The 24,671-nt window shown below is 55.2% G+C and carries 23 protein-coding genes, 1 tRNA gene and 1 pseudogene; 12 read left to right on the plus strand and 13 right to left on the minus strand.

The window, feature by feature from the left end:
- Positions 1 to 1,493: 1,493 nt before the first annotated feature.
- The 6 genes from flgE to KI231_RS21970 form a co-directional block, all read right to left on the minus strand.
- Positions 1,494 to 2,828, minus strand: coding sequence for a flagellar hook protein FlgE (gene flgE / locus KI231_RS21945; RefSeq protein WP_103304090.1), 1,335 nt, complete (start codon positions 2,826 to 2,828; stop codon positions 1,494 to 1,496).
- 30 nt (positions 2,829 to 2,858) lie between these two features.
- Positions 2,859 to 3,587 (minus strand): flagellar hook assembly protein FlgD, encoded by a 729-nt coding sequence (gene flgD, locus KI231_RS21950; RefSeq protein ID WP_103304089.1) that lies wholly within the window; start codon positions 3,585 to 3,587, stop codon positions 2,859 to 2,861.
- A gap of 15 nt (positions 3,588 to 3,602) precedes the next feature.
- Positions 3,603 to 4,046 carry a flagellar basal body rod protein FlgC gene (flgC, locus tag KI231_RS21955; protein WP_003227217.1) on the minus strand — a complete coding sequence of 148 codons (444 nt, stop codon included), beginning with the start codon at positions 4,044 to 4,046 and terminating at the stop codon, positions 3,603 to 3,605.
- Positions 4,047 to 4,049: 3 nt separating this feature from the next.
- Positions 4,050 to 4,457, minus strand: coding sequence for a flagellar basal body rod protein FlgB (flgB, locus tag KI231_RS21960; protein ID WP_053122819.1), 408 nt, complete (start codon positions 4,455 to 4,457; stop codon positions 4,050 to 4,052).
- 366 nt (positions 4,458 to 4,823) lie between these two features.
- Complete coding sequence (gene cheR, locus KI231_RS21965) at positions 4,824 to 5,651, minus strand: protein-glutamate O-methyltransferase CheR (protein WP_103304088.1); 828 nt, start codon at positions 5,649 to 5,651, stop codon at positions 4,824 to 4,826.
- A gap of 46 nt (positions 5,652 to 5,697) precedes the next feature.
- Positions 5,698 to 6,630: a chemotaxis protein CheV gene (locus KI231_RS21970; protein WP_103304087.1), complete on the minus strand. Its 933-nt coding sequence runs from the start codon at positions 6,628 to 6,630 to the stop codon at positions 5,698 to 5,700.
- 82 nt (positions 6,631 to 6,712) lie between these two features.
- Between KI231_RS21970 and flgA the strand changes: the two genes are divergently transcribed.
- From flgA to KI231_RS21990, 4 genes are all read left to right on the plus strand, one after another.
- The gene (gene flgA / locus KI231_RS21975) at positions 6,713 to 7,474 is read left to right on the plus strand and encodes a flagellar basal body P-ring formation chaperone FlgA (protein ID WP_103304086.1); all 762 of its coding nucleotides are present in this window, start codon (positions 6,713 to 6,715) and stop codon (positions 7,472 to 7,474) included.
- Positions 7,475 to 7,635: 161 nt separating this feature from the next.
- A complete protein-coding gene (gene flgM / locus KI231_RS21980; protein ID WP_103304085.1) occupies positions 7,636 to 7,962 on the plus strand; it encodes a flagellar biosynthesis anti-sigma factor FlgM in 327 nt (108 codons plus the stop codon).
- 48 nt (positions 7,963 to 8,010) lie between these two features.
- A complete protein-coding gene (locus KI231_RS21985; protein WP_213026328.1) occupies positions 8,011 to 8,478 on the plus strand; it encodes a flagella synthesis protein FlgN in 468 nt (155 codons plus the stop codon).
- 92 nt (positions 8,479 to 8,570) lie between these two features.
- Positions 8,571 to 9,317 carry a flagellar brake protein gene (locus tag KI231_RS21990; protein WP_103304083.1) on the plus strand — a complete coding sequence of 249 codons (747 nt, stop codon included), beginning with the start codon at positions 8,571 to 8,573 and terminating at the stop codon, positions 9,315 to 9,317.
- A gap of 243 nt (positions 9,318 to 9,560) precedes the next feature.
- Here the strand turns inward: KI231_RS21990 and KI231_RS21995 are convergent, their stop codons facing one another.
- The 4 genes from KI231_RS21995 to KI231_RS22010 all read right to left on the minus strand — a co-directional run bounded on the left by KI231_RS21995 (position 9,561) and on the right by KI231_RS22010 (position 14,748).
- A complete protein-coding gene (locus KI231_RS21995; RefSeq protein WP_213026329.1) occupies positions 9,561 to 10,943 on the minus strand; it encodes an MFS transporter in 1,383 nt (460 codons plus the stop codon).
- A 69-nt stretch (positions 10,944 to 11,012) separates the two neighbouring features.
- On the minus strand, positions 11,013 to 12,254 hold the full coding sequence (locus KI231_RS22000) for a glutamine synthetase family protein (protein WP_213028828.1): 1,242 nt from the start codon (positions 12,252 to 12,254) through the stop codon (positions 11,013 to 11,015).
- 200 nt (positions 12,255 to 12,454) lie between these two features.
- Complete coding sequence (locus KI231_RS22005; RefSeq protein ID WP_213026330.1) at positions 12,455 to 13,147, minus strand: sensor histidine kinase; 693 nt, start codon at positions 13,145 to 13,147, stop codon at positions 12,455 to 12,457.
- Positions 13,144 to 14,748: a tetratricopeptide repeat-containing response regulator gene (locus KI231_RS22010; protein ID WP_103304079.1), complete on the minus strand. Its 1,605-nt coding sequence runs from the start codon at positions 14,746 to 14,748 to the stop codon at positions 13,144 to 13,146. The genes KI231_RS22005 and KI231_RS22010 overlap by 4 nt, the downstream gene beginning before the upstream one ends.
- A 227-nt stretch (positions 14,749 to 14,975) precedes the next feature.
- On the opposite strand from KI231_RS22010, the gene KI231_RS22015 reads away from it, so the two are divergent.
- Positions 14,976 to 16,352, plus strand: coding sequence for a lysozyme inhibitor LprI family protein (locus KI231_RS22015; RefSeq protein WP_213026331.1), 1,377 nt, complete (start codon positions 14,976 to 14,978; stop codon positions 16,350 to 16,352).
- Between the two features lie 67 nt (positions 16,353 to 16,419).
- Here the strand turns inward: KI231_RS22015 and KI231_RS22020 are convergent, their stop codons facing one another.
- Positions 16,420 to 16,797 (minus strand): c-type cytochrome, encoded by a 378-nt coding sequence (locus KI231_RS22020; RefSeq protein WP_213028829.1) that lies wholly within the window; start codon positions 16,795 to 16,797, stop codon positions 16,420 to 16,422.
- Positions 16,798 to 17,146: 349 nt separating this feature from the next.
- Between KI231_RS22020 and KI231_RS22025 the strand changes: the two genes are divergently transcribed.
- From KI231_RS22025 to KI231_RS22050, 6 genes and pseudogenes are all read left to right on the plus strand, one after another.
- Positions 17,147 to 17,845 (plus strand): site-specific integrase family protein, encoded by a 699-nt coding sequence (locus KI231_RS22025; RefSeq protein ID WP_502937325.1) that lies wholly within the window; start codon positions 17,147 to 17,149, stop codon positions 17,843 to 17,845.
- Between the two features lie 265 nt (positions 17,846 to 18,110).
- Complete coding sequence (locus KI231_RS22030; RefSeq protein WP_213026332.1) at positions 18,111 to 19,409, plus strand: AAA family ATPase; 1,299 nt, start codon at positions 18,111 to 18,113, stop codon at positions 19,407 to 19,409.
- Between the two features lie 85 nt (positions 19,410 to 19,494).
- Positions 19,495 to 19,908 (plus strand): hypothetical protein, encoded by a 414-nt coding sequence (locus KI231_RS22035; protein ID WP_213026333.1) that lies wholly within the window; start codon positions 19,495 to 19,497, stop codon positions 19,906 to 19,908.
- A gap of 315 nt (positions 19,909 to 20,223) precedes the next feature.
- Complete coding sequence (locus KI231_RS22040) at positions 20,224 to 21,273, plus strand: potassium channel family protein (RefSeq protein WP_213026334.1); 1,050 nt, start codon at positions 20,224 to 20,226, stop codon at positions 21,271 to 21,273.
- An 85-nt stretch (positions 21,274 to 21,358) separates the two neighbouring features.
- Positions 21,359 to 21,691: a DUF7957 family protein gene (locus tag KI231_RS22045; RefSeq protein WP_213026335.1), complete on the plus strand. Its 333-nt coding sequence runs from the start codon at positions 21,359 to 21,361 to the stop codon at positions 21,689 to 21,691.
- A gap of 637 nt (positions 21,692 to 22,328) precedes the next feature.
- Positions 22,329 to 22,969 (plus strand): annotated as a pseudogene (locus tag KI231_RS22050) (recombinase family protein).
- On the opposite strand, the gene KI231_RS22055 reads toward KI231_RS22050, so the two are convergent.
- Both KI231_RS22055 and KI231_RS22060 read right to left on the minus strand, forming a co-directional pair.
- Complete coding sequence (locus KI231_RS22055; protein WP_213026336.1) at positions 22,942 to 23,961, minus strand: toll/interleukin-1 receptor domain-containing protein; 1,020 nt, start codon at positions 23,959 to 23,961, stop codon at positions 22,942 to 22,944. The pseudogene KI231_RS22050 and the gene KI231_RS22055 overlap by 28 nt on opposite strands.
- 107 nt (positions 23,962 to 24,068) lie before the next feature.
- A tRNA-Arg gene (locus KI231_RS22060) sits at positions 24,069 to 24,145 on the minus strand.
- Positions 24,146 to 24,438: 293 nt separating this feature from the next.
- Here KI231_RS22060 and KI231_RS22065 point away from each other — a divergent pair.
- The gene (locus KI231_RS22065) at positions 24,439 to 24,666 is read left to right on the plus strand and encodes a hypothetical protein (RefSeq protein WP_213026337.1); all 228 of its coding nucleotides are present in this window, start codon (positions 24,439 to 24,441) and stop codon (positions 24,664 to 24,666) included.
- The last annotated feature ends 5 nt before the right edge of the window (positions 24,667 to 24,671 follow it).

Below are 24,671 nucleotides of genomic sequence, written 5' to 3' on the forward strand. Positions count from 1 at the left end.
GGCAGCGAGCAAAGCTCCCACCCCTTCTGCTGTCCACCACTCGACGGGATGAGCGTCGGCTCGACAGCAGCTCTTGATATTAGAGGCCGTTTAGGGGATTGGGGTTTGGGGGTTGTGAGCATATCCGTTGCTGCGGGTGTTGCGGATTAGGGTTCCGCCCTTACGGCGGGTCACTTTTTCCAGACGCCGAAAAAGTAACCAAAAAGGCTGCTCCCGGACGTACGGCACTTCGCTTAGGCTCAGTGTTCCCTCGCTACGGTGTCCATCCGGGGGCATCGCCTCCGGTTTGCTTCGCTGCACCTCCTCTCGATGTGTTTGGCTTCGCCAAACGGCGCTGCGCGCCTACCCCCCGGATGAACACCTCCGCTCGGCCTGCCGATGGGCCTGAAAATCAAGATCAAAAGCCAAAGCCAAAGCCAAAGCCAAAGCCAAAGCCAAAGCCAAAGCCAAAGCCAAAGCCAAAGCCAAAGCCAAAGCCAAAGCCAATCAAAAGATTGCAGCCTTCGGCAGTGCCTACAAGGCATGAGTACAACCGCCAGAGCTTTGTCGAATGTCAGGTCGCCATCGCTGGCAAGCCAGCTCCCACAGGGGTGAAGTACAACAGACAGAAACAGGTCGGCTGTCAGGCCGCCATCACTGGCAAGCCAGCTCCCACAGGGGTGGAGTACAACCGACAGAAACAGGCCGGCTGTCAGGTCGCCATCGCTGGCAAGCCAGCTCCCACAGGGGTGGAGTACAACCGACAGAAACAGGTCGGCTATCAGGCCGCCATCACTGGCAAGCCAGCTCCCACAGGGGTGAAGTACAACCGACAGAAACAGGTCGGCTGTCAGGCCGCCATCACTGACAAGCAAGCTCCCACAGGAGTGGAGTACAACCGACAGAAACAGGTCGGCTGTCAGGCCGCCATCACTGGCAAGCCAGCCCCCACAGGGGTGAAGTACAACCGACAGAAACAGGTCGGCTGTCAGGCCGCCACTACTGGCAGCCAGCTCCCACAGGGGTGGAGTACAACCGACAGAAACAGGTCGGCTGTCAGGCCGCCATCACTGGCAAGCCAGCTCCCACAAAAAAATGAGTACACCCCCGCACGCGGCGCATGCCGCCCCACTCAACACAATGAGCGTTAGCTCGAGTACCGCTCTTGATCTCAAGCGCCCGTCGGAAGGCTGAGCGGAGGGATTGATCCGGGGTGGGAGCGCAGCGACCGTTTGGCGAAGCCAAACACATCGAGAGGAGGTGCAGCGAAGCAAACCGGAGGCGATGACCCCCGGATCGATCACGCAGCGAAGGAACCCGAGCCACAGCGAGGGCCGTACGTCAGGGTAAAGCCTTTTTGGTTACTTTTTCGGCGTCTGGAAAAAGTGACCCGCCGTAAGGGCGGAACCCTAATCAGCAACACCCGCAGCAACGGATATACCCCCAAAACCCAAAACCCACCCCAAAAAAAGCCCCTCAAAAAGAGGGGCTCCTTGAACAACCAAAAACCCGAATCAGGTCATCTGAATGATGGTCTGCATGATGGTGCTCTGAGTCGAAATAGTCTTCGCGTTCGCCTGATAGTTGCTCTGACCCTTGATCAGATCAACCAGCTCATTGGTCAGGTTAACGTTCGACTCTTCCAGCGAGTTAGACGCGATCGAACCCAAAGTACCGGTTTCCGGCGCATCGTAACCCGGGATACCCGAAGCGAAAGTCTCCTTCCAGCTGGTACCGCCAATCGCCTGCAAGCCCTGTTCGTTGGTGAAGCTCGCCAACGCAACCTGGCCGATGGCCTTGCTCTGGTTGTTGCTGAAGTTGGCGAACAACGTACCGGTGCCGTCGATGGTCAGGTTAGTGATCTGGCCAGTGGCGTAACCATCCTGAGTCGGAATCGAACGCGCAGTGTCAGCGTTGTACTGAGTGGTCTTGGCCATCGAAATGGTCACGCCCTTCGTGTTCGCCGCTGCGCCGTTAGGCACAAAGGCGCCGTTGATCACGTTGCCCGGTACCCAGCCTTTGAGCGTCAGGTCGCTACTGATGATCGGCTTCGTGGCATCCGCCGGATTTGGCGTGCTGACCTGAAGCAAGTTGCCGGACGAATCGAATGTCAGTGTCGAAGCAACCGGATCGACCTTGGTTGGATCGCTACCGGCTGCATCCGGGTTACGACCATCTACCAACGTGTAAACCTTCCAGGTGTTCTCGCCAGTCTTGACCATGTACTGATCCATGACGTGCGAGTTGCCCTGCGTGTCATAGATCGGGGTGCTGAAGCTCTTGGTGTATGTCTCAAGCTTGCTCGGATCAAACTTGACGGCGGTGGCGCCCGTATCAACGATCACCGGTGCCTTCGAGTTCAGGTTGATGCTCGAAGTCACCAGGGAAGTCGACTTCGGCGCCAGGTTCGAGGTATCGATTTTCAGGTCGGTCAATACGCCGTTGATGATCTTGCCGTTGGCATCCACACCGTAACCCTGCAGACGCGAGGTGTAGTCGGTGTTGGTGATGTAACCGGCGTTGTCGACCTTGAACGTACCGGCACGGGTATAGGAAATCGAACCGTTGTTGCTCATGGTGAAGAAGCCGGAACCGTTGATGCCCATGTCCAGCACGTTACCGGTGTTGTTGATGTCACCCTGGGTGAACTGCTGGGAAACGTTGGCCAGGCGCACGCCGTTACCGATCACTTTGCTGCCGCTACCCAGGCGAGTGGCCGAGTAAACGTCTTCGAATTCTGCACGGGACGATTTGAAACCGGCGGTCGCGACGTTGGCGATGTTGTTGCCGGTCACGTCCAGTTGCTTGTTGGCTGCATAGAGACCGCTAAGGCCGATATTGAAAGACATATTCCACTCCTTTGTGCCGGTTAGTCGGCTCTATATACCAATGGTTTGTACTTTGGACAGGGCAACGGTGCCCTTGCCAGCGAGGTTGAGCATCAGCTCGCCACCGGTCTGGCTGATGGTCACGCTGCTGACCGTGGCTGGCAGGTAGGTCGCCAGGTCCGTCGCGGTGCCATTGATCGGCGCACTGGCCTTGAAGGTGTAAGTTCCGGCAGGCACCAGCGCGCCGTCCTTGTCCTTGCCATCCCAGGTGAAGCTGGCGTTGCCGGCCGCGCGACTGCCCAGATCAATGACGCGTACGGCTTTGCCATCCTTGTCGGTAACGGTCACGGTGCCGCCAGCGATGGACGTCGACAGGTTCAACGAACCGGTAAGGCCTTTGCTCGGATCATCGAGCTGCGCACTGTTGGTCTGCACGATCACGTTGCGACCCACCAGCGAAGATGCCTGCAACGCTTGCGAAGAGTTGTAGTTGCCGGCCAGGCCACTCACGGTGGAGTTCAGCGTGGTGATGCCTTCCAGGCTGCTGAACTGCGCCAACTGCGCAACGAACGCGCTGTTGTCTTGCGGATCGAGCGGGTTCTGGTTTTTCAGCTGGGTAACCAGCAGTTGCAGGAACGCATCCTTGCCCAGCGCCTTGCCGCCAGTGGCGCTGTTGGTGGCCGAGGCGATGCCACCCGTGGTCGTACTGCTCGTTTTTTTCGAGGAGTTCGCCAGGATGTCCTTCAGGCTCAGGGTGCCGGTGGAATCGGTAACACTCATGACAGTCGCCCCTTATTACTGACCGAGGGTCAGCACCTTCTGCATCATGGTTTTGGCGGTGTTCATCATTTCGGCGTTGGTCTGGAACGACCGGCTCGCGGAAATCATGTCAGCCATTTCTTCCACCACGTTGACGTTCGGGTAGTAGACGTAGCCCTTGGCGTCGGCGGCCGGATGGTTCGGCTCGTAACGCGCTTCGAGGTTGCTCTGGTCTTCGACCACGCCGAGCACCTGCACGCCTTGACCGGCGGCATCCTGGCTCTGGAACAGCGAGTTGCTGCCGCTGTTCTGGCCACCCTGGAACATGGTGGCGAACACCGGGTGACGGGCGCGATAGGTCTGGTCGATGCTCGACGAGACGGTCTCGGCGTTGGCGATGTTCGAGGCCACGGTGTTCAGACGCGTGGTCTGTGCGCTCATGCCGCTGCCGGCAATGTTGAAAACGCTGGACAGGGACATGGATTACTCTCCGCGCAGGGCTGACACCAGCCCTTTGAATTTGCTGTTGAGCAGGGTGAAGCTGGCCTGGAAGCCAACGGCGTTTTCCGCGTAGTTCGACTGTTCCAGTTGAGCGTCCACGGTGTTCTGGTCGATCGACGGTTGCATCGGCGTGCGATACAGCAGCGATTCGTCGCCATTGCCCAGACCTTCAGCCTCGATGTGACGGCTGTTGGTCATGTTCAGGGCGATGGTGCCGTTGGCGTTCTTCTGGGTCTGTGCTTCAAGCACTTTGGAGAAGTCCAGATCCCGAGCCTTGTAGTTCGGGGTATCGGCGTTGGCGATGTTGTTCGCCAGGACTTCGGCACGCTGGGCGCGGAAGCCAAGAGCCTTTTCGTGAATGCCGAGCGCTTTATCGAAACTGATGCTCATGTCGGGAACCTTCGGGTGACCGGTTTTTCGTAACTGAGCTTTAGCAAGCGCCGTGCCAATGCGAGAAACGCCCGAAAACCGGGGGTTTGCGCGGTGCCGGCAAAGCGGCAATGCCAGAAAAGCGGCAACCGGTTTCCGCCGCATGCCGCTTTTCTGCCGCTTGCCTACGTTCTATCAGCCAACACTGAACCCTGTGGGAGCGGGCTTGCCCGCGATGGCGGTATGTCTGGTTAATTTAAATCGACTGACACGACGCTATCGCGGGCAAGCCCGCTCCCACAGGGTTTTGCGGTGATTCCGGCTTGAACGCCAGGCATAAAAAAGGGAAGCCTTTAGGGCCTCCCGTTTTTTGTGTTGCCGATGCAATCACTTCGCCTGGTAAATGATCCCCGGGCTGCACTGGACCATCTGGTAATGATCCGGCAAACCGTTCAGCGCTTCGGAAGCGCCAAGGAACAGATAACCGCCCGGCTTCAACGTACTGTGAATGCGCAACAGGATGTCTTTCTTCACCTCGGCGGAGAAGTAAATCAGCACGTTGCGGCAGAACACGATGTCGAACTTGCCCAGGCTTGCGTAGCTGTCGAGCAGGTTGAACGAGCGGAATTCCACCCGATTCTTGATCGGCGCCTTGATCACCCAGCGCCCCGGCCCTTTCGGGTCGAAGTAACGCTGCAGGCGTTCCGGCGACAAACCGCGACCGATCGCCAGGCTGTCGTACTCGCCAGTCTTGCAGTTGGTCAGCATCAGGCCGGACAGGTCAGTCGCAACAATCTGCACGCCCATCTTCAACTGACCGAGGTTGCTGCGCTCGAACTCGTCGATCGACATCGACAGCGAATACGGTTCCTGACCCGACGAGCACGCCGCCGACCAGATCCGCAGACGCTGGTTGGGACTGGCCTTGATCGCCTCGGGCAGCACCTTGTTCTTCAAGACTTCAAACGGATAGGTGTCACGAAACCACAGGGTTTCGTTGGTCGTCATGGCATCGACCACCTGCTCGCGCAAACCGCTGCGCGGCTGGGTCTGGATGCGCTGTACCAGCTCACCCAGGGATTTGATGCCTTGCTGCTCCATCAGTTTGTTGAGACGGCTCGAGACCAGGTACTGCTTGTTTTCACCGAGCAAAATGCCACAGGCTTTTTCCAGGAATACCCGGAACTGTTCGAAATCCAAATTACCCGTAGACAATGATGCCGCCTCTTAAATCGTGTTGACCGCCAGGGGCAAAAGGCCCCTAGCTGATATCTGCTGCTTTGATCCGGTCGACTACCCGGGATGCCAGGTCATCAGGACGGAATTTGGCCAGGAAGTCATCAGCACCGACTTTCTTGACCATCGCCTGATTGAATACCCCGGACAACGAAGTATGCAGGATGATATGAAGCTTTTGCATGCGCGCGTCGCCGCGGATCTCCGCCGTCAGGGTGTACCCGTCCATCTCCGGCATCTCGATGTCGGAGATCATCATCAGGAACTCTTCTTCCGGCTTCTTGCCCTCGTCGACCAACTTGCGCAGGTAATCCAGCGCCTGCTTGCCGTCGTTCAACGCCACCACTTCGACGCCGATCGTCTGCAGGCAACGCGTGACCTGCTTGCGCGCCACCGACGAGTCATCGACCGTCAGCACCCGCAGCGACAACGCCTTGGTCTGGGTCTCGACATCGACCACGCCGACCGAAATCGCTTCCGGCGTCGGTGCGACTTCCGCCAGCACTTTCTCGACGTCGATGATTTCGACTAACTGATTGTCCACCCGAGTCACAGCGGTCAGGTAATGATCGCGACCGGTACCCTTGGGTGGTGGATGAATCTCTTCCCAGTTCATGTTGACGATGCGCTCCACCGAGCGGACCAGGAAACCCTGGGTCTTGGTGTTGTACTCCGTGATGATCACGAACGGGTTTTTCTTGTCTTTCAACGCACCCGAGCCGGTGGCCATTGCCAGATCAAGGATCGGAATGGTCGCCCCCCGGATATTCGCCACCCCGCACACGACAGGACTGGACTTGGGCATCAACGTCAGTGACGGGCATTGCAGCACTTCCCGCACCTTGAACACGTTGATGCCGTAGAGCTGCTGACCGTCGAGACGGAACAACAACAGCTCCAGGCGATTCTGCCCTACCAGTTGCGTGCGCTGGTTCACCGAATCCATTACACCAGCCATGCCCAGACTCCTACACCAACGCCAAGTGTTGTTGCGACGCACATTCATTGCTAAACGGCACGGCGCTTGCTTTTTAACTCGTATGAACGCTCAAACGACATTTTTTCGACGCCTGACATCTCCCCTTCGCAGAGGGCTTTGCGCGGTGTCCGCCGTTTGCTTCTTTTTCGCTGGCAGCCCTGCCATTGCTGATGCGGTTACCTTGCCTGACATGCTTATCGGCGTCACTCAGGGCTTTCTTGAGTTCACCGTAGAAGACTATCTGGCTACCAGTCAAACGGAAGGCCGTTACGAAATCGAAGTCAACCAGCTCGACCCCCGTATGCGCATGCCTATGTGCGACAAGGAATTGACAGCGTCGCTGGAGAGTCCGGCACGTCCGCTGGGCCGGGTAACCGTCAAGGTTCGCTGTGAAGGCAGCTCGCCCTGGACCGTGTTCGTGCCCGCTCAAGTCCGCCTGTTTCGCGAGATTGTGACCACCACCCGACCACTCAAACGCGCCGGGATTATCGAGCCGCAGGATGTGACCTTGCGTGAACGCGACATCAGCGTGATCAATCAAGGTTTTCTGACCTCGGTAGACGAAGCGATCGGGCAAAAATTAACCCGACCAACGGTCGCCGATCAGGTCATTACCCTGGTCCACCTCGAACAGGCAGAAGTCGTGCGCAAGGGCGATCAAGTGGTCATCACCGCCCGCAGCGGCACGCTTGCCGTGCGCATGCCCGGCGAAGCACTGGCCAATGGCGGTTTGAAAGAACAGATCCGGGTGAAAAACCTCAACTCCCAACGCGTCATCAAGGCGCAAGTCACCGCGCCGGGCCAGGTGGAAGTCGCCATGTAAAACACTCATGAGAAAACTGGCGCGGACCCCGTCGCTTCCCTAAACTGTGCCGCAGCAGGACACGCGACGGCGCATGCAGACTCATTGGCAAATGAGCCTAAAGTTTTCCAGGGGATGGCCGAAAACATGGCAAGCGTCCAAATTCCCAGAGGTTTTTTATCATGGTCATCGATTTCAGCCGTTTGAACAGCTCCTCGTCCCTTACGGGCAGTACACGTACCAGCAACGCCAAGGAAACCGCCGAAACCGGCACTTCGGCGCCGCTGAATACCCCGGCCGAAACGGCCAGCACCGTAAAAAGCGGGGAATCGGTACACCTCAGTAATGAGGCTCAACAGTTGCAGAAGGTCACTGACAAGCTGCGCGATCAGCCTGCTGTCGACAAAGCCCGTGTGGCTGAGTTGAAAGCCGCGATTGCCGATGGCAGCTATAAAGTCGACAGCAACCGTGTAGCCAGCAAACTGCTCAACTTCGAAGCCCAGCGCTAGGCTTTCGCCGGCGCCAGGCTTTTGGACGCTTAAAACCCAAGGCCAGCCATGCACGACACTAACTTACTGCAACTGATCAACGACGACTTTGCTCCAGCTCAAGATTTGCTGGAGTTACTGCAAACCGAGTCCCTCGCCTTGCACGGTCGTGACATGCCACTGCTGGAAGAAATTCTGGCGCGCAAACAGGCGTTGATCATTCTGCTTGAACAGCATGGCCGCAAACGCAGCGAAATTCTCGCCAGCCTTGGCCTGTCGACGGATCGCCAAGGTCTCGAGCAACTGGCCAGCCAGTCGAGCATCGGCGCGCAGTTGCTGACGCAAGGTGACGCATTGACCGATCTCATCGCTCAGTGCCAGGCCGCCAATGTCAAGAATGGCCAATCGATCCAGATCCAGCAGGCCACCACGGCCAATCAGCTGAAAATCCTCACCGGCGGCGAACCGCCAGCGCTGTATGACGCCAGCGGCACTTTCGCCAAACCTACCAAGCCACGTACGCTCAGCCAGGCGTGAGCCATTCGACGGGCCCGCACTATCAACCCGTGAAACATGCTGGCAAAATGCTGGCTAGCCATCGTCAAATTTTGTCTGGAGATTGAGAAAACGTGCCAAACGCCCTAAGCGCGGATGATGCTCCGCAGCCACCAAAGGTGCTCACCACGCCACTGGAAATCTCCAGCAACCTGCGCCAACTGCAAGATAGCCACGACCCGCTGATCATCACGTTCCACGAACGCAGCCAGCGCTTCCAGAGCTACCTGATCAAAGTCGACCGCGACAGCGCCTCGATTGCCCTCGACGAAATGATCCCGCGCGATGGCGAACGCTTCCTGCTCGCCGGCGAACCGTTCAGGGTCGAAGGTTTCCATGAAGGCGTACGCATTGCCTGGGAATGCACCGGCACGCTGAACATTGAAGAGTCCGACGGTGACCGCTTCTATACCGGCGAGCTACCGACCGAGGTGGTTTACCACCAGCGCCGTAACGCTTTCCGCGCCGCACTGAAACTGACCGATCTGGTCAGCGTCGAACTGGGCGGCGAGAAGCTCAAGGCGCCGATCAACGGCAAGTTGCTGGATATTTCCGCCACTGGCTGCAAGTTGCGTTTCGAAGGCGACATCACTGACCGCCTGCAACTTGGCCAGGTCTACGACCGCATGATCGCCCCGCCGTTGTTCGGCAACCAGCCGGCTTCGGTTGAACTGCGGTATCTGCACTTCGAAGAAAAACTCAACATCACCTTCGCCGGCCTGCGCTTCCACAACATCAGCGGCCAGGCTGCACGCAACGTTGAGCGTTTCGTTTATCAGTTGCAGCGTGAAGCCCGGCGCTTCGATAAAGACGATCTCTGAATCGAACGCATCGGCATAAATAGAAAGGGCAGTCCTTGGCGGGACTGCCCTTTTTTATTTCCAACAAAATACCCGATTCCGAATGATTACTTGTGGCGAGGGGATTTATCCCCGATAGGGTGCGAAGCGCCCTCAAACCATTCAATGCGCTGTATCAGTGAAATCCGGTAGCCCGGGCCGGGGCCACTTCGTGTCCCATCGGGGATAAATCCCCTCACCACAGGGGAATTCCGTCGGCGCTCGTTAAGGCCTGGCACCACTGATATCCGGCGCGGGTTTTTCGCTATCGTCATCCGGGCCTGCTACCACCTCAGACTCAGGTTCTTTCTCAGGTTCTGGCTCGGGCTCAGGTTCCGGCGTCACCGTATTCTGCATCTGCTCCTGCACCACCTGCTCATCAACACGCGGATCCAGCGCAGCCACCAGCGGCGAACTCGACATGCTGTCCGGCATCGCGACGTGATGCAGCGGTGCATCGTCGACCTGATGCAGGTTGGTTACGGCTTTCGGACGGATCCGCCACACCAGCACCATCGCGAAGAAGCTGAAGAACGCGTACAGGCTCTGGCTGCCGAGAAACTTCATCAGCACACCCGCCAGTAGCGGACCGATACTGGCACCGACTCCGTACGTCACCAGCAGCATCGCCGTCAGCGACACTCGGCGATCCCCTTCGACGTGGTCGTTGGAAAATGCCACGGCCAGCGGATACAAACAGAACTGCACCAGCGAACAGAGGAAGCCGACCACAAACAGCACTTCCAGCGGCACCTGCGGCAGGATCGCCAATGGCAACGCCGCCACTGCGAGGAACCCGGCAAAGCAGCGGATCAGCAGCGCGCGGTCGTAACGGTCAGACAACCAGCCCAGAGGCCACTGCACCAGCAGTCCGGCAAAAATGCAGCTACCCATGAACAGACCGACCTGCTCGGTCGACAAGCCTTGCTGCGAGGCATACAACGGTGCCAGACCATAAAACGAGCCAATGATCAGCCCCGCACCGAGCACCGTGCTCAACGATTGCGGCACGCGCTTGATAAAGAAGCGCGGCTCCATTGGCGCCGGATGCAACGGTGCCGGGTGAATCCGCCGGGTCAGCGTCACCGGCACCAGACACAGCGCAAAGCACAGCGCGACCAGCATCAGCAACTCCAGCCCTAGGCCGGGATGCATGACCAGAATCAACTGACCCAACACCAGCCCCAGATACGAAGCGATCATGTAGCCACTGAACACCAGGCCGCGCTGGTTGGCGTCAGCCTGCTCATTGAGCCAGCTCTCGATCACCATGTATTGGCACATCATGCCCAGACCGACAATGGTCCGCAGCACCAGCCAGGCCGGTAACCAATCCACCAGACCATGCCCGAGCACCGCCGCGCCGACAATCCCGGCACACGCCGAATACGCGCGGATATGCCCGACCCGGGCGATCAACCGGTGGCCGATCTTGCCGCCCAGCACCAGACCGAAATAGTTGGCCGCCATCAGCGCACCGACCCACAGTCCGTCAACATGGTCAGCGGCCAGGCGCAATGCCAGGTAAGTAGATAGAAGGCCTGAGCCGATCAACATCATCAGCGAGGCGAAATACAGCGCTCGAAAGGATTTCCAGATTTGGCGCATCGGCGTTCCGAGCGGCTCCTTGCAGTAAATATCGGGCTACCAGAACGATAGCCCGATGGCGACGTTACGTCAGGCCTGGGCTGCTAGAACACGTCGTTCCCAGGGAGTGATTTCATCAAAGAAGCTGGTCAACTCCATGGTCTTCGAAGCGATGTAGCCTTCGATGAACTCCTGCCCGAACAGTTCCCTCGCCAATTGGCTACGTTTCAGACGTTCGAGCGCGGCATGCAAGGTACACGGCAGTGCAAGATTGTCCGGCACCTCGAATTCACCCTGAATCGCTTCGCTCGGCTCAAGCTCCTGTTCGATGCCATGCAAACCGGCGGCCAGACTGGCGGCGATGGCCAGATACGGATTGGCATCGGCGCCCGGCAAACGGTTTTCGACCCGACGGGCAACCGGCGAACTCGCAGGAATCCGCAATCCCGCCGCACGGTTATCGTGGGACCAGCAAGCATTGTTCGGCGACGCATACGGATGGCACAGGCGCTGGTAGGAGTTCACATTCGGGGCGAACAGCGCGGTGAAATCCGCCATGCCGGCCTGCTGTCCGCCGATGAAGTGGCGGAACATTGCGGTCGGTTCGCCACGCTCATCGCTGAAGACATTCTTGCCGGTCGCGATGTCGACCAGGCTCTGGTGAATGTGCATTGAACTGCCCGGCGTGTGCGCCAGTGGCTTGGCCATGCACACCACGGTCAGGCCATGTTTGAGCGCAACTTCTTTGAGCAGGTGCTTGAACAAAAAAGTCTGGTCGGCCAGCAACAGGGGATCACCGTGCAACAGGTTGATCTCGAACTGGCTGACGCCCATTTCGTGCATGAAGGTGTCACGTGGCAGGCCGAGGGCCGCCATGCATTTATAGACTTCATTGAAGAACGGCCGCAGTCCGTTGTTGGAACTGACACTGAAGGCCGACTGGCCATCCTCGCGACGACCATCGATACCGACTGGCGGACGGAAGGGTTGAGTCGGATCGGTGTTCGGCGCGAAGACAAAGAATTCCAGTTCGGTCGCCACCACTGGCGCCAGGCCTCGCTCGGCATAACGGGCAATGACTTTCTTGAGTTGACCACGGGTCGACAGATTGGAGCTTTCGCCAGTCAATTCATCGGCGTCGCAAATGGCCAGGGCACGCGGATCATCACTCCACGGCAAAGGATGGATCTGGGTCGGTTCGGCAATCAGAGCGAGATCGCCGTCATCGCTGCCGTAAAACCGCGCTGCCGGATAACCGCCCATGATGCATTGCAGCAGCACACCCCGCGCCAACTGCAAACGCCGCCCTTCGAGGAAACCCTCGGCGGTCATCACCTTGCCCCGTGGTACGCCGTTCAAATCCGGCGTAACACATTCAATCTCATCAATGCCGGTCAGTCGCTGTGCGAGTGAACGCTGGCCATCGGTTGTCATGACGCAATCCTTGTTATTGTGCGAGCCGCGAACGGCGACCCGTACAAAATAGGCTCCGGCTGTTCGGAATATCAAGCAGCGTCAAACAAAATCCCGCGTCACGGTAAATAAAGGCTAAACACCCCGCCGCCCAACGGGCCGCCGTTGCTGATTTCGGTACGCCCTTCGACGCCGTTGCGCTGATGCAGCGCGGCGATGCGGTTGGCGAAATACAAGCCCAGCCCCGTACTGCCACTGCTGTGATTGATGCCTTGCACGTAATCGGCCTGACGTTCGAGCATCTCGAGCGGATAACCGTCGCCATCATCATTGATGCTCAGCACCAGTTGCCCGGCTTCGTCGCTGACGGTAATCAGCAACGATTCGCGAGCATAACGAATCGCGTTGTTGATGCAGTTGCCGAGCACCGAGGCGATGAGTTCGCGATCGAAGAATCCCAGCGGACTCAGCGGATCAACTTCATAAGTGGCGATGATCCCGCGACTGGCGAATACCTCTTGATGCGCCGCCAGTTGCGCTTCGATGAAATCATCCAGTTCGTGATACGCCGGCTGCAACGGCATCTGGTTGACGCCGAGCTTATACAGCCCAAGCAACTGCACCAGCATGCCGTTGAGGTGGGCAAATTCGAAGTCGATCACGCCCTGCTCCGCGCCATTGCGCTGCCCCTCGGGCAAACGCGCCAGCCATTGACTGTGGGCCTGCATCAGCATGGCCAGGGAGTTCTTCATGTCGTGGACGGTGGAGGCGATCACCGTGGAAAAATCCAGAGATTGCTCGTCTTGGTTCATTCGCCAAACGCCTTGCTTTTCAGCTTCTGATAACGCGCAAAACGCGCGTCGGTGTCGGGCATCAGGCCGACCATTTTCAGGCAGGCCCGACATTCTTCCAGCTCCGCCGACGGCACACTGGTATCGGTGCCGTGCAGCAGCGACTGGGCCATGTTCAGCGCGATACTGATGTTCTTCGGTTGCATCTTCAGCGCCTTGCGGAACACCTCGCGGGCCTCCACCAGGTTGCCGGTCTTGTACACGCGCACGCCCTGACGGTTGAGGTCGGCGGCAGCGTTGCTGGAACTGAGGATAGTCGGGTCATCGGTGAGCTTGGCGATGTCTTTCATCACCGCCGGATCGTCGCCGTAGATTTCCGCGCAGCTCTTGAGCATCGAGGTGCCCGCCTCGGCCTGACCGAGCATCTGCAATTGCTTGGCGACCAACAGCGCCGCTTCCGGGCTCATGAACTGCTCCATGCCGTCGAGACGCATCAGCGCTTGCTCGGTGAGCTTGTCGGCGGTTTCGGCGTCGTTGAGCAACAGGCTAGTGGCCTTCATCAAACGCGCGCGAATCTGCAAACCGGGGTCGCTCGGGTTCTCCTTGGCCACCGCGCTGAGGGTGGTGTTGATCTCCAGCCGCGTGCGCGTATCGAGACCGCGCTCGCTGCCCTTGCTGATCAGCGCATGGGCCAGGCCCAAGTTGCTTTCCGGGTCCTTGAAACGCGACTGAGCGCCCTGCGATACAGCCTGGCGGTAAGCCCGCGAAGCGGTGTCGAAATCTTCGTTGGCCATCGCCAGCTTACCGAGCAACGCCTGTCGACGCACCGCCAGCGGCGACAACCGAATCGCCTCTTCCAGCACCCGTTGCGCGCCTTTGGTATCGCCCTCGGAAACCAGCACATCGGCCATGCCGTCGTATAGCGCCGGCATCATCGGGAACACCTTCAGCGCCTTCTCATAAACGCCCTTGGCTTGCGCAACTTGTCCGCGCTTGAACAACAACTTGCCCAGTCCGGCAAACGCCCACGGCAACGGACGATCAGCAATGATGCTGTCGTAGAGGCGTTCCAGCGCTTCGTTCTGATTCAAATCGCGCAAGGCATCGGCGCGATAGCGCAGGCACAGCGGCGAATAGCGAATGTCCTGTTTGCACAGGGCGATGCAGGCGTTGAGCACCTCGACCGGTTTGCCACGGTCGAGGGCTTGCAGAATAGGTTTGAGCAACGTCTTGCGCTGCTCCAGACGCTCCAGCCGCTGAGCCAGGCCTGAGCGGTTGAACGGTTTGGTCAGGTAGGCATCCGGCTCGTGTTCCAGGGCACTGAGCACCATCGCCTGACTGGTTTCGGCGGTGACCATGACAAACACCGCTTCATGGCTGATGAGCTTTTCCAGCATTAGGTCTTCCAGCACCTGCTGGCCGTTCTTCTTGCCGTCGCCGAGGTGGAAATCCTGCAGGATGAAATCGTAGGACTTCTGCGCGCACATCTTCAGCGCCTGCTCGCCGGTGTCGGCGGTGTCCACGTCCTTGACCCCAAGTTCACGCAGCATCGAGCGCACGGAACTGCGGAAATCCGAGAAATCATCGACGATCAGAAAACTCTTTTGGTGATACGACAGCATCGAGGATTTCCAGGCAATTGAAGTAGATGAACCGAGGCAATTTTCAGGCGCGCAGATGATAGCTGGAGGCCAAATGCTATCAAGCGATTTCACACGCGGCCGATGAGATTGCAAGAGCCGTTCGGGTTATCGGCCAGAAGTGCCGTTCCCTGAAGCGCACGCTTCAAGATTCCTTGCGCAGCGATTACCCTGCGCGCCTGGCAACTTCCCACTACAAGGCTGACCTCGTGTACCTCAAAGGACGCTACATCGTGTCCGCTTGTGCGCTGCTGTTTATCCAGCACGCCATGGCGACCGGAATGGACTGCACAAAAGCGGCGAACGCCGTCGAAAAGACTATTTGTGCCAATACCGCTTTGTATGAACTGGATACGCAGATGGGCGAGGTTTATCGGGATCTGATGAAGGCTTCCGTCGAGACTCGAGCGCAACTGAAGAGCACGCAACGGCTTTGGTTGAAAACGCGAAATGAGTGCGCTGAGGATGTTTCGTGCCTGGATCAGCGTTATCGCGAACAGCTGAAAAGTTTGCAGGCGCAGTGGGCTGAAGTTGTCGCCCAGCAGCCGACCGGCGTCGACAAAGAGGTACTGGATGATCTGCAAAAGCGTATTCAGGCGGCCAGTCAAAATGATCCGGAGTTTGCTCTGGAACGGACGCTCGCTTCACTGACGATAAAAAGCCCTGAGACGCTGTTTTCCTCAGAGCCTGACGACGATCAGTTCTCTGATAAAACCCACATCCCTAAGCGCATCCCCAAGGGTGTTTCCCCCGACGAGTGGAAAGCTTTGAGCGCCACGGACTTCGAGGCTGAAACTGCTCAGGGCCCAACGTCGTTCACCCTGCTGGATCTGGACAATGACGGGCAACGCGACCTTATCGTTCAGACCTACACCGGTGGCACCGGCCTGTTCACGTTCGTGGAAATCTTTCACCGTGATGGCGACCGGTTCACCCGCAGAACCCAGGCGTCCGACGGCGAATCCATTGGCGGCTCCCTCTACTCCATCAACGAGCGTGGGTCCAACCAGTCTGTGAACTGGATCAGCCTTCGCGGCAAGGTCTACGCCGCCTATCGTGACAGCTGGTACGGCGTCGATAACATCTACCTGCTCAGCCCGTGGCAACCGAATCACTTGGTGCCCAAGCTGACGGTTCGTTATCGCTATCAACTGAGCATCCCTCGCACTCAGCCTGATGATCAGCACAAAAGCACTTATAAACTGAAACCAGACCTACACCGGGCACTCACCCAAGGCTTGGCTACAGTCGAGGAAGAAACCTCCGACACCGGGCAAGAGCGAAAGCCCATGTGCCCGATTCCTCCGTCCGCCACCGACAGCGAGGAATATTACGGTTACGGCGCAGGCTATTACGCCATCGAGCAAGTCGCCGACTTCCCGGTGATCATCGGTAGCGAATGCTTTATTGCGCGACTGAATAACTGGTTCGGCACCTACAGCGCAAAGGATGGCCTGTATGCGCAAGTGACTCTGCGCAAGCCAGGCGCGATAGACCAGGAGCGCGATTACAAGGTCAATGGACGTCGGCGCATGACCACGATCAGCACGTCCATCAGCAAACCCGGAGGTGGTGCTGAGGAATAGCCCTGGCGCCTGCCCCATGAAAAAGCCCCGACAGATGACTCCGTGCGGGGCTTTTTTCATCTGAACGTCATCGACTTTTTGCAATCACAGCCGTCATGTATTGATTCAGATCGCGAAAATCCTGAACTGTCCAAACGTGTGGCGGTACCTTCACAGCGTTCTCGCGCAATGTTCTGGGGATCAAGTCCCCGTTTGGGCGAAGAATGACGGATGACACGATAACGCCCGGATAATCCTTCAGGCGTTGTTTGAAAGCCGAGGTTGTCAGATCGGGCGTCGGTGGATTGCTTTTTTTCGCCAAGGGGCCTGATGCCTTGAGATCGCCGCCGTGGCACATGGCGCATCGCTGCGAATAAAGATTCTTCCCGTTGACGTTATCCGCGAAGGATAGTGACGGTTGAATCAGCGATAACCCCACTAGCGCAGCGATGAGTAATACTTTCAGGCCATCCATTGGCATCATCCTTAAACGGCAGTGAATACGAAAAAGCCCCCTTCCGGATCATCCTGAAAGGGGCTTTATTTGCTTCTTCTGCTGCCACGCGGCTGATGCAGATAAACGTAGCCGTCAGAAGAAGGGCCTGAACAGGCCGAAATCATATGGTGTCCCAGGGCAGGTTCGAACTGCCAACCTTCCCCTTAGGAGGGCTATCCAAGCGCCTGTAAACACTAGCAAAACCCCGCATTCATTGGGATTTTCATCCGGTTGTGTCCGTAAAAACGACGTCGTATAGTTCTTTTTGCACCCAGAATGCACCCATGCTAACAAACTGAAAGAAAAGCTCACCGCCAAGTTGCTGGCGTCCCTGCAGATAACCGGCCACGAATATGAGGTCCACGATACCACCGTTAGCGGTCTGTTCGTGCTTGTCACTGCCGCGGGCGCCAAGTCCTATGTAGTGACCTGGGCCAGGGGCCGCAAGAAGACATTGGGTCGCATTGGCATACTGACGTTGGAGCAAGCGCGAGCGGAGGCTACTCAATATCTTGCAGAGGCAAGAACCCTGGGGGAACCGCTAGCCGTTACCCAAGGACGAAGAGGCGCTACCCTCCCTTCCTTACGCGAGTTTATCGATGACATATATATGCCTTGGTTCAAAGCGCACCACAAAGGGTATGAGAAAACCCTGCACACGCTCGACCACAACTTCAAAGCAATCATGCCCCAGCGTCTCGATGCAATCACTGGCTGCGACCTGGACCAGATCCGTACGGGATGGATGCAGTCAGGCAATAAGCCGTCGACGGTCAACAGGAAGATGGGCTCAATCAGCGGCGTATTCAGCAGAGCCGTTGAATGGGAGTACATCGATGCCCACCCGATGGACAGGCTCAAAGCCTTAAAGGTCGACTCGATGGGACTGGTCCGCTACTTAGATGCTGAAGAGACCAAACGACTTCGGGAAGCACTCGACGCCCGTCAAGAAGAAGCTCGTGCAGAACGTGAGAGTGCGAACAAGTGGCGAGCGGAGAGAGATAAGGCTTGTGAGTAAGGTCTGATCAAGCGCCTGATTGAGGTGGACGGGCAGTTAATCGAGGGCGAGCTGGACTAGATTCATACACATGCACAAGACCTACGAAGTTGTTAAAAAGCGCAATTCTCGGGCAAGACGTGCGAGGAGATGGAAGCGGACGTATTGTCAGCGCCGCACAAAACTTTTAATGACTAAAGACAAAAATCCTGAAGCAAGCCGCTTGTTTTTTTTTCAGCTTTGATAGCAGAATGCCTCCATAGGTATATTATAGATAAGGATGTTTATGAAGATTTCCGTTGAAGGATATAAGTCTATTGCAGACGAACGATCGATAATCGTTGGGGGGCTAACTATATTATCCGGAGCAAATAGTTCCGGAAAATCAAGCTTCATGCAGCCTCTACTACTAATAAAGCAGTCATTAGAAAACGATTTTGACGCGGGCTCATTATTACTTGACGGCCCTAACGTACGACTCACCGACTCAAGTGAGATCGTATCTAAAGTCCCCGAAACAAAACCAGCTCATTTCTCCGTATCAGTCCGTACAGACAAAGGTTACACTAGGGCAGTGTATAAATTCACTCCTAAGCGGGGAATCACCATAGACAGTGTCTATGACGAAAGCGAGCACTTTAAAGATGGCCTTCACCTATATCTAGGTTTGAAGTCCTCAGAAATTAAGAAAATCCTAGACAATAAACAATTCGAACACTTCAAAACATTATTCCAATCTATTCCTGGATTAATTTGGAAGGTTGTGCGAGATCGTTGTTTCCTCGAGATACAAATGCAGATCTCGAAAAAAACAACTCCATTTGGAGCAGGTATTGCACCTGCACAAAGGCTCATAAACATAGCCACAAATCTTATTCACGTACCCGGTTTGCGAGGAAACCCTGAAAGATCATATAGGGTTGCCTCATCAGAGTCTTTATACCCAGGCTCATTTGAAAGATATGTCGCCAGCATTATTTATAAGTGGAAAACAACGCCACGCTTAAAGCCAAAATTCTTTAAGCTAATCGAATGGCTAAATCAGCTTGGATTGGCCTCAGCAATTGAAGTTTCATCCATCAACGAAACGAGACTCGAAGTAAAAATATCGAGACATAGAGGTTGTGGTGGTAACTCAGCTGACTACGTGAATATCGCCGACGTAGGTTTCGGTGTTTCGCAAACCTTGCCTGTTCTCGTAGCATTACTCGCAGCGAAAAAGGGGCAAGTCGTTTACATTGAGCAGCCGGAACTACACCTACACCCGAGAGCACAGTACGAATTATCTAAAATAATCGCTTCAGCAGTTTCGAATGATAGCATCGACGTTGTTATTGAAACGCACAGCTCAATCTTAATACGAGGAGTTCAGATTCTTGTTGCCAAAGGCGAAATGGATGGCGATTCAGTCAATCTCAACTGGTTTGTTCAAAATCCGACAACAGGACAAACAGAAATAACACAGGCCACTCTAGATAAATATGGTGCATTTGGTGACTGGCCCGAAGACTTCGACAGCATCGCACTAGATGTAGAGCAAGAATATCTCGATGCAGTCGAAGAGGCAGCTAACAATGAAAATTAAATGTGAGCGGTTTGTCTTAGACGCAGATGTTGCAAGATGTGCCGGACTAAGCGAGGTCCCGAGTTCGAAAGGGGCAAGAAATGTCATGCAGGCTATGATCAAGTCGGAAACAATTGCAATATTCTGCCCCACTTTATCTGAAGAGTGGAAAAAACACCGTTCAAAATTTTCGGCAAGCTGGCTTTCATCAATGACAGCTAAAAAGAAGATATTACGAGTAAAACCTACTGAATCAGTCGCGAATGAAATACGCGTTGCGGCAATATCTGAAGAAAACAAGCGGATCGCAGAAAAAGACGCCCATATTGTTGACGCTGCTGTAGATCAGAACGCGATAATTGCGTCAAATGACAATGCCGCGCGCGCAGTTTTTCAGCAGATATTGAATGGTTCTGCAACGATGGAAGCGCTCGTATGGGTATCACCTACGGCTTCCAGCGAAGAAATAGTTTCTTTAATCGAAAGGCCTGGATTCATCCCCGAAGCATGGAAAGTATGAGCGTGACCAACTCGACTCTTCGTCCCTTCGAGGGCTACAACGACAGATCTCAGAGTCATGAATCTGATGTCGCACGAAGATAGCAGGCACCGATCGCGTCGTTACCCTGGGCTCGCGCCGCAGCGACAATGCGCACCAGTGTCCGATTGCAGTCAGACCGGAAACTTTCTCCGTCATGATCGGTTGGCCGCCAATGAACATTACGAAAATCTAGTCAGTAACCAACTACGCCCCATTCGAATGCTATCAACATAAAGCTAGGGTGCCAGGTTACCGTCACTTTGGGGGTGGATCTAAATAAATAGCAGTAGCAGCGTGGCAGCTATTGAATTCAATGAGACTCATGCGATCGGTCTAAAGACTCAGGTAAAATCACCCTATCACCTACGCAAAAAGGATTTTATGAAAGAGCAAATTGCCGGCTTCTTTGTTCGACCAATTTATATTGGGATTTTTTTTCTGACTCTCATGCCAGTATTTGCCGCAATATATTATTGCATTGGCGACAAAGAGTTTTATAACTCTCCATCCGACTTCTGGAGCTTTCTGTACTTCAGCATTGTAACGATAACCACTTTAGGATTTGGAGATATTTATCCTTTAACGACTCTTACCAAGCTTCTAGTAGCATTCGAAGTTATAATGGGCGCGCTCTGCGCCGGTCTATTCCTTAATGCATGCTCCTATACAATTTCAGAGCGCTCTGCTAAAGCCGAGCGCACAAAACAAGATTACGAATCGAATCTTAAGCACTTCAAGAATAGCCAAGCCTTAATGCTGAACCAAGATTCGATCGTGAGCTACCACCTTAAGCTGTACGTCTTAAGGGCTTGGACAGTCTGCTCTCCTCTATCAAGCAGAGATCGCTATTCTTTTGACGCTATGCTGGGCCTAAATGGAGTCGAAAAACTACGGCTTTCATTCAGCGACATGAAGGACTTGCATAGACCGTCTTTACTTCAGAAGGATTCCTATCAAACCAGCGCCGTCGTAGCTTATTTCAGAGAGCTCCACCTATTTATATCTGCAATCAAAGACATGCTAAACTTTGCACCTGCAAGGGAATGGCCAGCACTACAGTCAGCATGCTTAGAATTCATCTATTTTAGCAACAGCCTTGACTGCTCAGAATTGATAATTAAAAATGAAACAACAAATGCCGGTGATAAAATACTAGCAAGCATTGCCGCAGAAATAATCTCAGAAAAAACCGAAGATCCAGAGCTTAAAAGCACAGGCAACATTGTAGACCCATACGTCAATCTTTATTATTTAATTAAGAAAAGTATTGAATTTTGTGCTTATTATCGAGAAGAAATTGAGAAAATTGCACTTGATGCAGGACCGACGAACACTCCAATCTGACAGCAGGCTGGAACAGGTCAAACGCATTTCCGGATATGGTGGGAATTTCGCCTGGAGTAAATGCAGGTGGGCAGGAAGAAAACGTATGAAACTCAACGTCAGTGGTAAAAAGATATTCGGCAACGGGATAAGTTTTGACGGTGAGTACCCCGCCCTCCAAGCGGTGCTGATCAACGAGCGAGTGATGGTGATATTCGACTGGATGGCCTTTGAGAGGGATATCCCTGCTCGAAACCTCTTCTGCTATGACCGCTCCGGCAATCTTCTATGGCGCGCGCCAGCTATTGGAATGGGGGCCGTTGATGCCTATACCGACGTGACGAACGAGGAGCCGCTGTGGGTTGGGAACTTTGCTGGCTGCAGTTGCCGGATCGATGAAGCGTCTGGCCAGGTGCTAGAGACTCGCTTTACGAAATGACTGGCTCACATTTGAGTGATCCAGACCAAACTGAGATTCCCTCACTTTGCCCTGGCCGCGAACCACCGAGGATTTCTCCGTGGTTCGAAATTCCCACCGTTCAGGGGTATTTCCCCATTGAAGGGTCAGGCCTATTGAGGGAAGGTTTCCACCGACGGAGTAAACCTGTCCCTCGCAAGATCCGAAGTTGGTCATTGGTACGCGACATGTTTTCATAATTCGCAAAACGTGTCACGACACCTGCCCTACCGGAATGGGATGGCAGGTCCAGCCCCCAATTGAGGTCGGGTCGTTCAACTTCCCCCTTTAGGGAGTGTTCCTCAAATTGAGGAAGTCCCACCACTCGCCAGTGCCCCCCCCCCCCCCCGCACCCGACCTCAGATTTAGGGTGAACGAATCGTTCGCCTGAGCTGCTGTATCACTTTGCCTAGTATCGAATTACTGCAACAAAAATCCCTCCTTCCGATCCGCCAAAACCAACTATTTCAGTCCCGCTCCATCCTGTTTCGTGTAGCACTTAAGGTGTGCCTGAGCTGATACGCGAAAATTCGTGTTTATTTGCGCATTCCGCTCGATAAGTGACACTCATAGTGCAACATTATTAGCAGAACACCTTAACTGATACGGACAGCACATCATGTTCATCCGCGCATACCTCCCAGCATCGACTGAAGAGCAGGATGCCGGCCTGCCCGGGCTTCACTCGAGCAATTCGCCACCGACCACAACAAGGTAATCGCCAGTGTGTACCTGGAGAACGCCAGCGGCGCGTCGGCAGATCGGCCTGAGTTGCTACGCCTGCTCAAAGATGCGCGCAAGGTTGACGTACTGCTGGTGGAGTCGATAGACCGCCTCTCGCGCCTTCCTGTGGATGATTGGCAGAAGCTCAAGGCTGTGGTCGATTCCAAGGGTTTGCGCATCGTCGCACTCGACCTGCCGACCAGCCACCTGGGAATGCGGGACACCAAGGGCGATGAGTTCACCGGCCGGATGCTGGGCGCGATTAACTCAATGCTAGTGGAGATGATGGCGGCGATTGCACGCAAGGATTACGAGCAGCGGCGCGAACGACAGGACCAGGGCATCGAAAAAGCAAAAGCCGCAGGTAAGTACCAAGGGCGACCAGTCGATCAGGATCTACACAAACGCGTTTCTGAACTGCTCTACGCCGGCCTGGGTATTCGCGCCACGGCTAGGCACGCTAACTGCTCAACAACTACGGTGCTTAGGATAAAACAGTCAGTATTGACTCAGCCTGCCCTGATAGAACCCATCTGAGACAGAACGGCGTAAGAGAACACCAGCCTATCGTTTACGCTACCTCTACTAGAGCTTTCTATCTTCTCGATCTTAGCAGCCATAAAAAATCCATTTGTATTTTTGAAGACGACTACTTCACCGATCATAGGGGTGCGTGTACGAGAGGAAAAATCACAGCTCTGTGGATTAACGACTTCTCGAGCTTCCTTCGCACCTCTCGCAATCGCCACGCCAGCAATGTTGTGAGGATCGCTGTAGACGTGAATCGAGGTGCTAGAAGCGCTGCTCCATTTAGTGAGGAAGTCTAGCTTCCCAAAGCCGCATAAAAATTCGCCATTGTTGTTGGAGTAGTCGAAATCTACGACCCCCTCCAGATCTGATGACGCAAAACCGGATAAACCTGCAACCAATTTTTCCAGGCCGTCGGTAGCCAATGGTGCCGAAGCCTGTGATTTGCTTTCTTCCATAGAACGAATAGCTGCGGCAGCGACTGTCGAGGGCGAAAGGCTTTGAAACGGACTCTGGCCGCGCACCGGACGCCGATTTATTCGCTGATCATAGATATCAAGAATCAAATCAGCATAGCTCTGCTCAAATTCAGGATCATTCCGGAAATCGACATACACTTTAGAAGTGAGAAATATCGGCACGCTATCCCCATCTATGACAGGTACACGGACGACTGGGATGATTTTCTCCAGTTTTACATTTCTCATGAGCTGTGCGGTGAGAATCATTGCTTCGTATCCAACCCCTCCCTTGCCTGAGTCGGCTTTGGAGACATAGGTAGGTGTGCAAACGGCAATCACTTTGTCCGCGGATGCCATGGAGTGCATGAAGCGCGGAAGATCCCCTCCGGATGGAAGATCCCATTGATCAAGAATGACGTGAATTCCATCGAACTCAAGCCGTCTAGCAAGGACCTCAACCCATTCCTTATGATCTCGGCTGTCGTGCGAATATGAGATGAAGACGCTAACTAACGGTGATCCTTCGGAAGCATTTGGCATAAGCAACCTCTAAAGGTCAAAAGCGACTTTGATCACCAATTGCACCCACCATGTAACCACAGAAGCTAAGAGATGGTGGGGAGAACGGCGGGAAGCCTCGAATTATATGGTGTCCCAGGGCAGGTTCGAACTGCCAACCTTCCCCTTAGGAGGGGGATGCTCTATCCAATTGAGCTACTGAGACACAGGGTTGTCGCGGCTGAACGCCACGCGACGGACGGCGTGCATGTTAACGGCAGGGCCCCGATTTGTCATGTCGTCCGTAGGGCTTTTTAAGTGTAGGCAGGCGCCCTGCAATCCTGCGGGAAGTTTTACCGTGCATTTTGCACTACCGCAAAACGCCATCATTGCAGAGTGCAACCTCGTCAATCCGAAAAACTCTGCCAAATGCTTGTTTTTAAAGGACTTAACAGCGGTTAGACTGTTGGCACGACGGCTGCTTTGTCTGTTCATCGAGAACAATCGGAGCACCGCGCCATGAACAGCACTCTCTTGCTTGCAAACGCAATCGCATTGACGGTTTTGGTCGGTCCTCACTTTGTTCCGGAGCGCGCCGAGCCGGTCGCCCAACGCATGCCGCATTACTTGCAGGTGCAGCGAGCGCCGCAGTTGGCGGTGTTGAACGCGCAGAGCTTCGCGCCTCAAGCGGTCAGCGAGCCGCAGCAGGCAATGTCAGCACACGTTTCCGAACGTCTGGTTTTTTGAAATAT

Source organism: Pseudomonas sp. Seg1, from assembly GCF_018326005.1.
Classification (GTDB): Bacteria; Pseudomonadota; Gammaproteobacteria; order Pseudomonadales; family Pseudomonadaceae; genus Aquipseudomonas.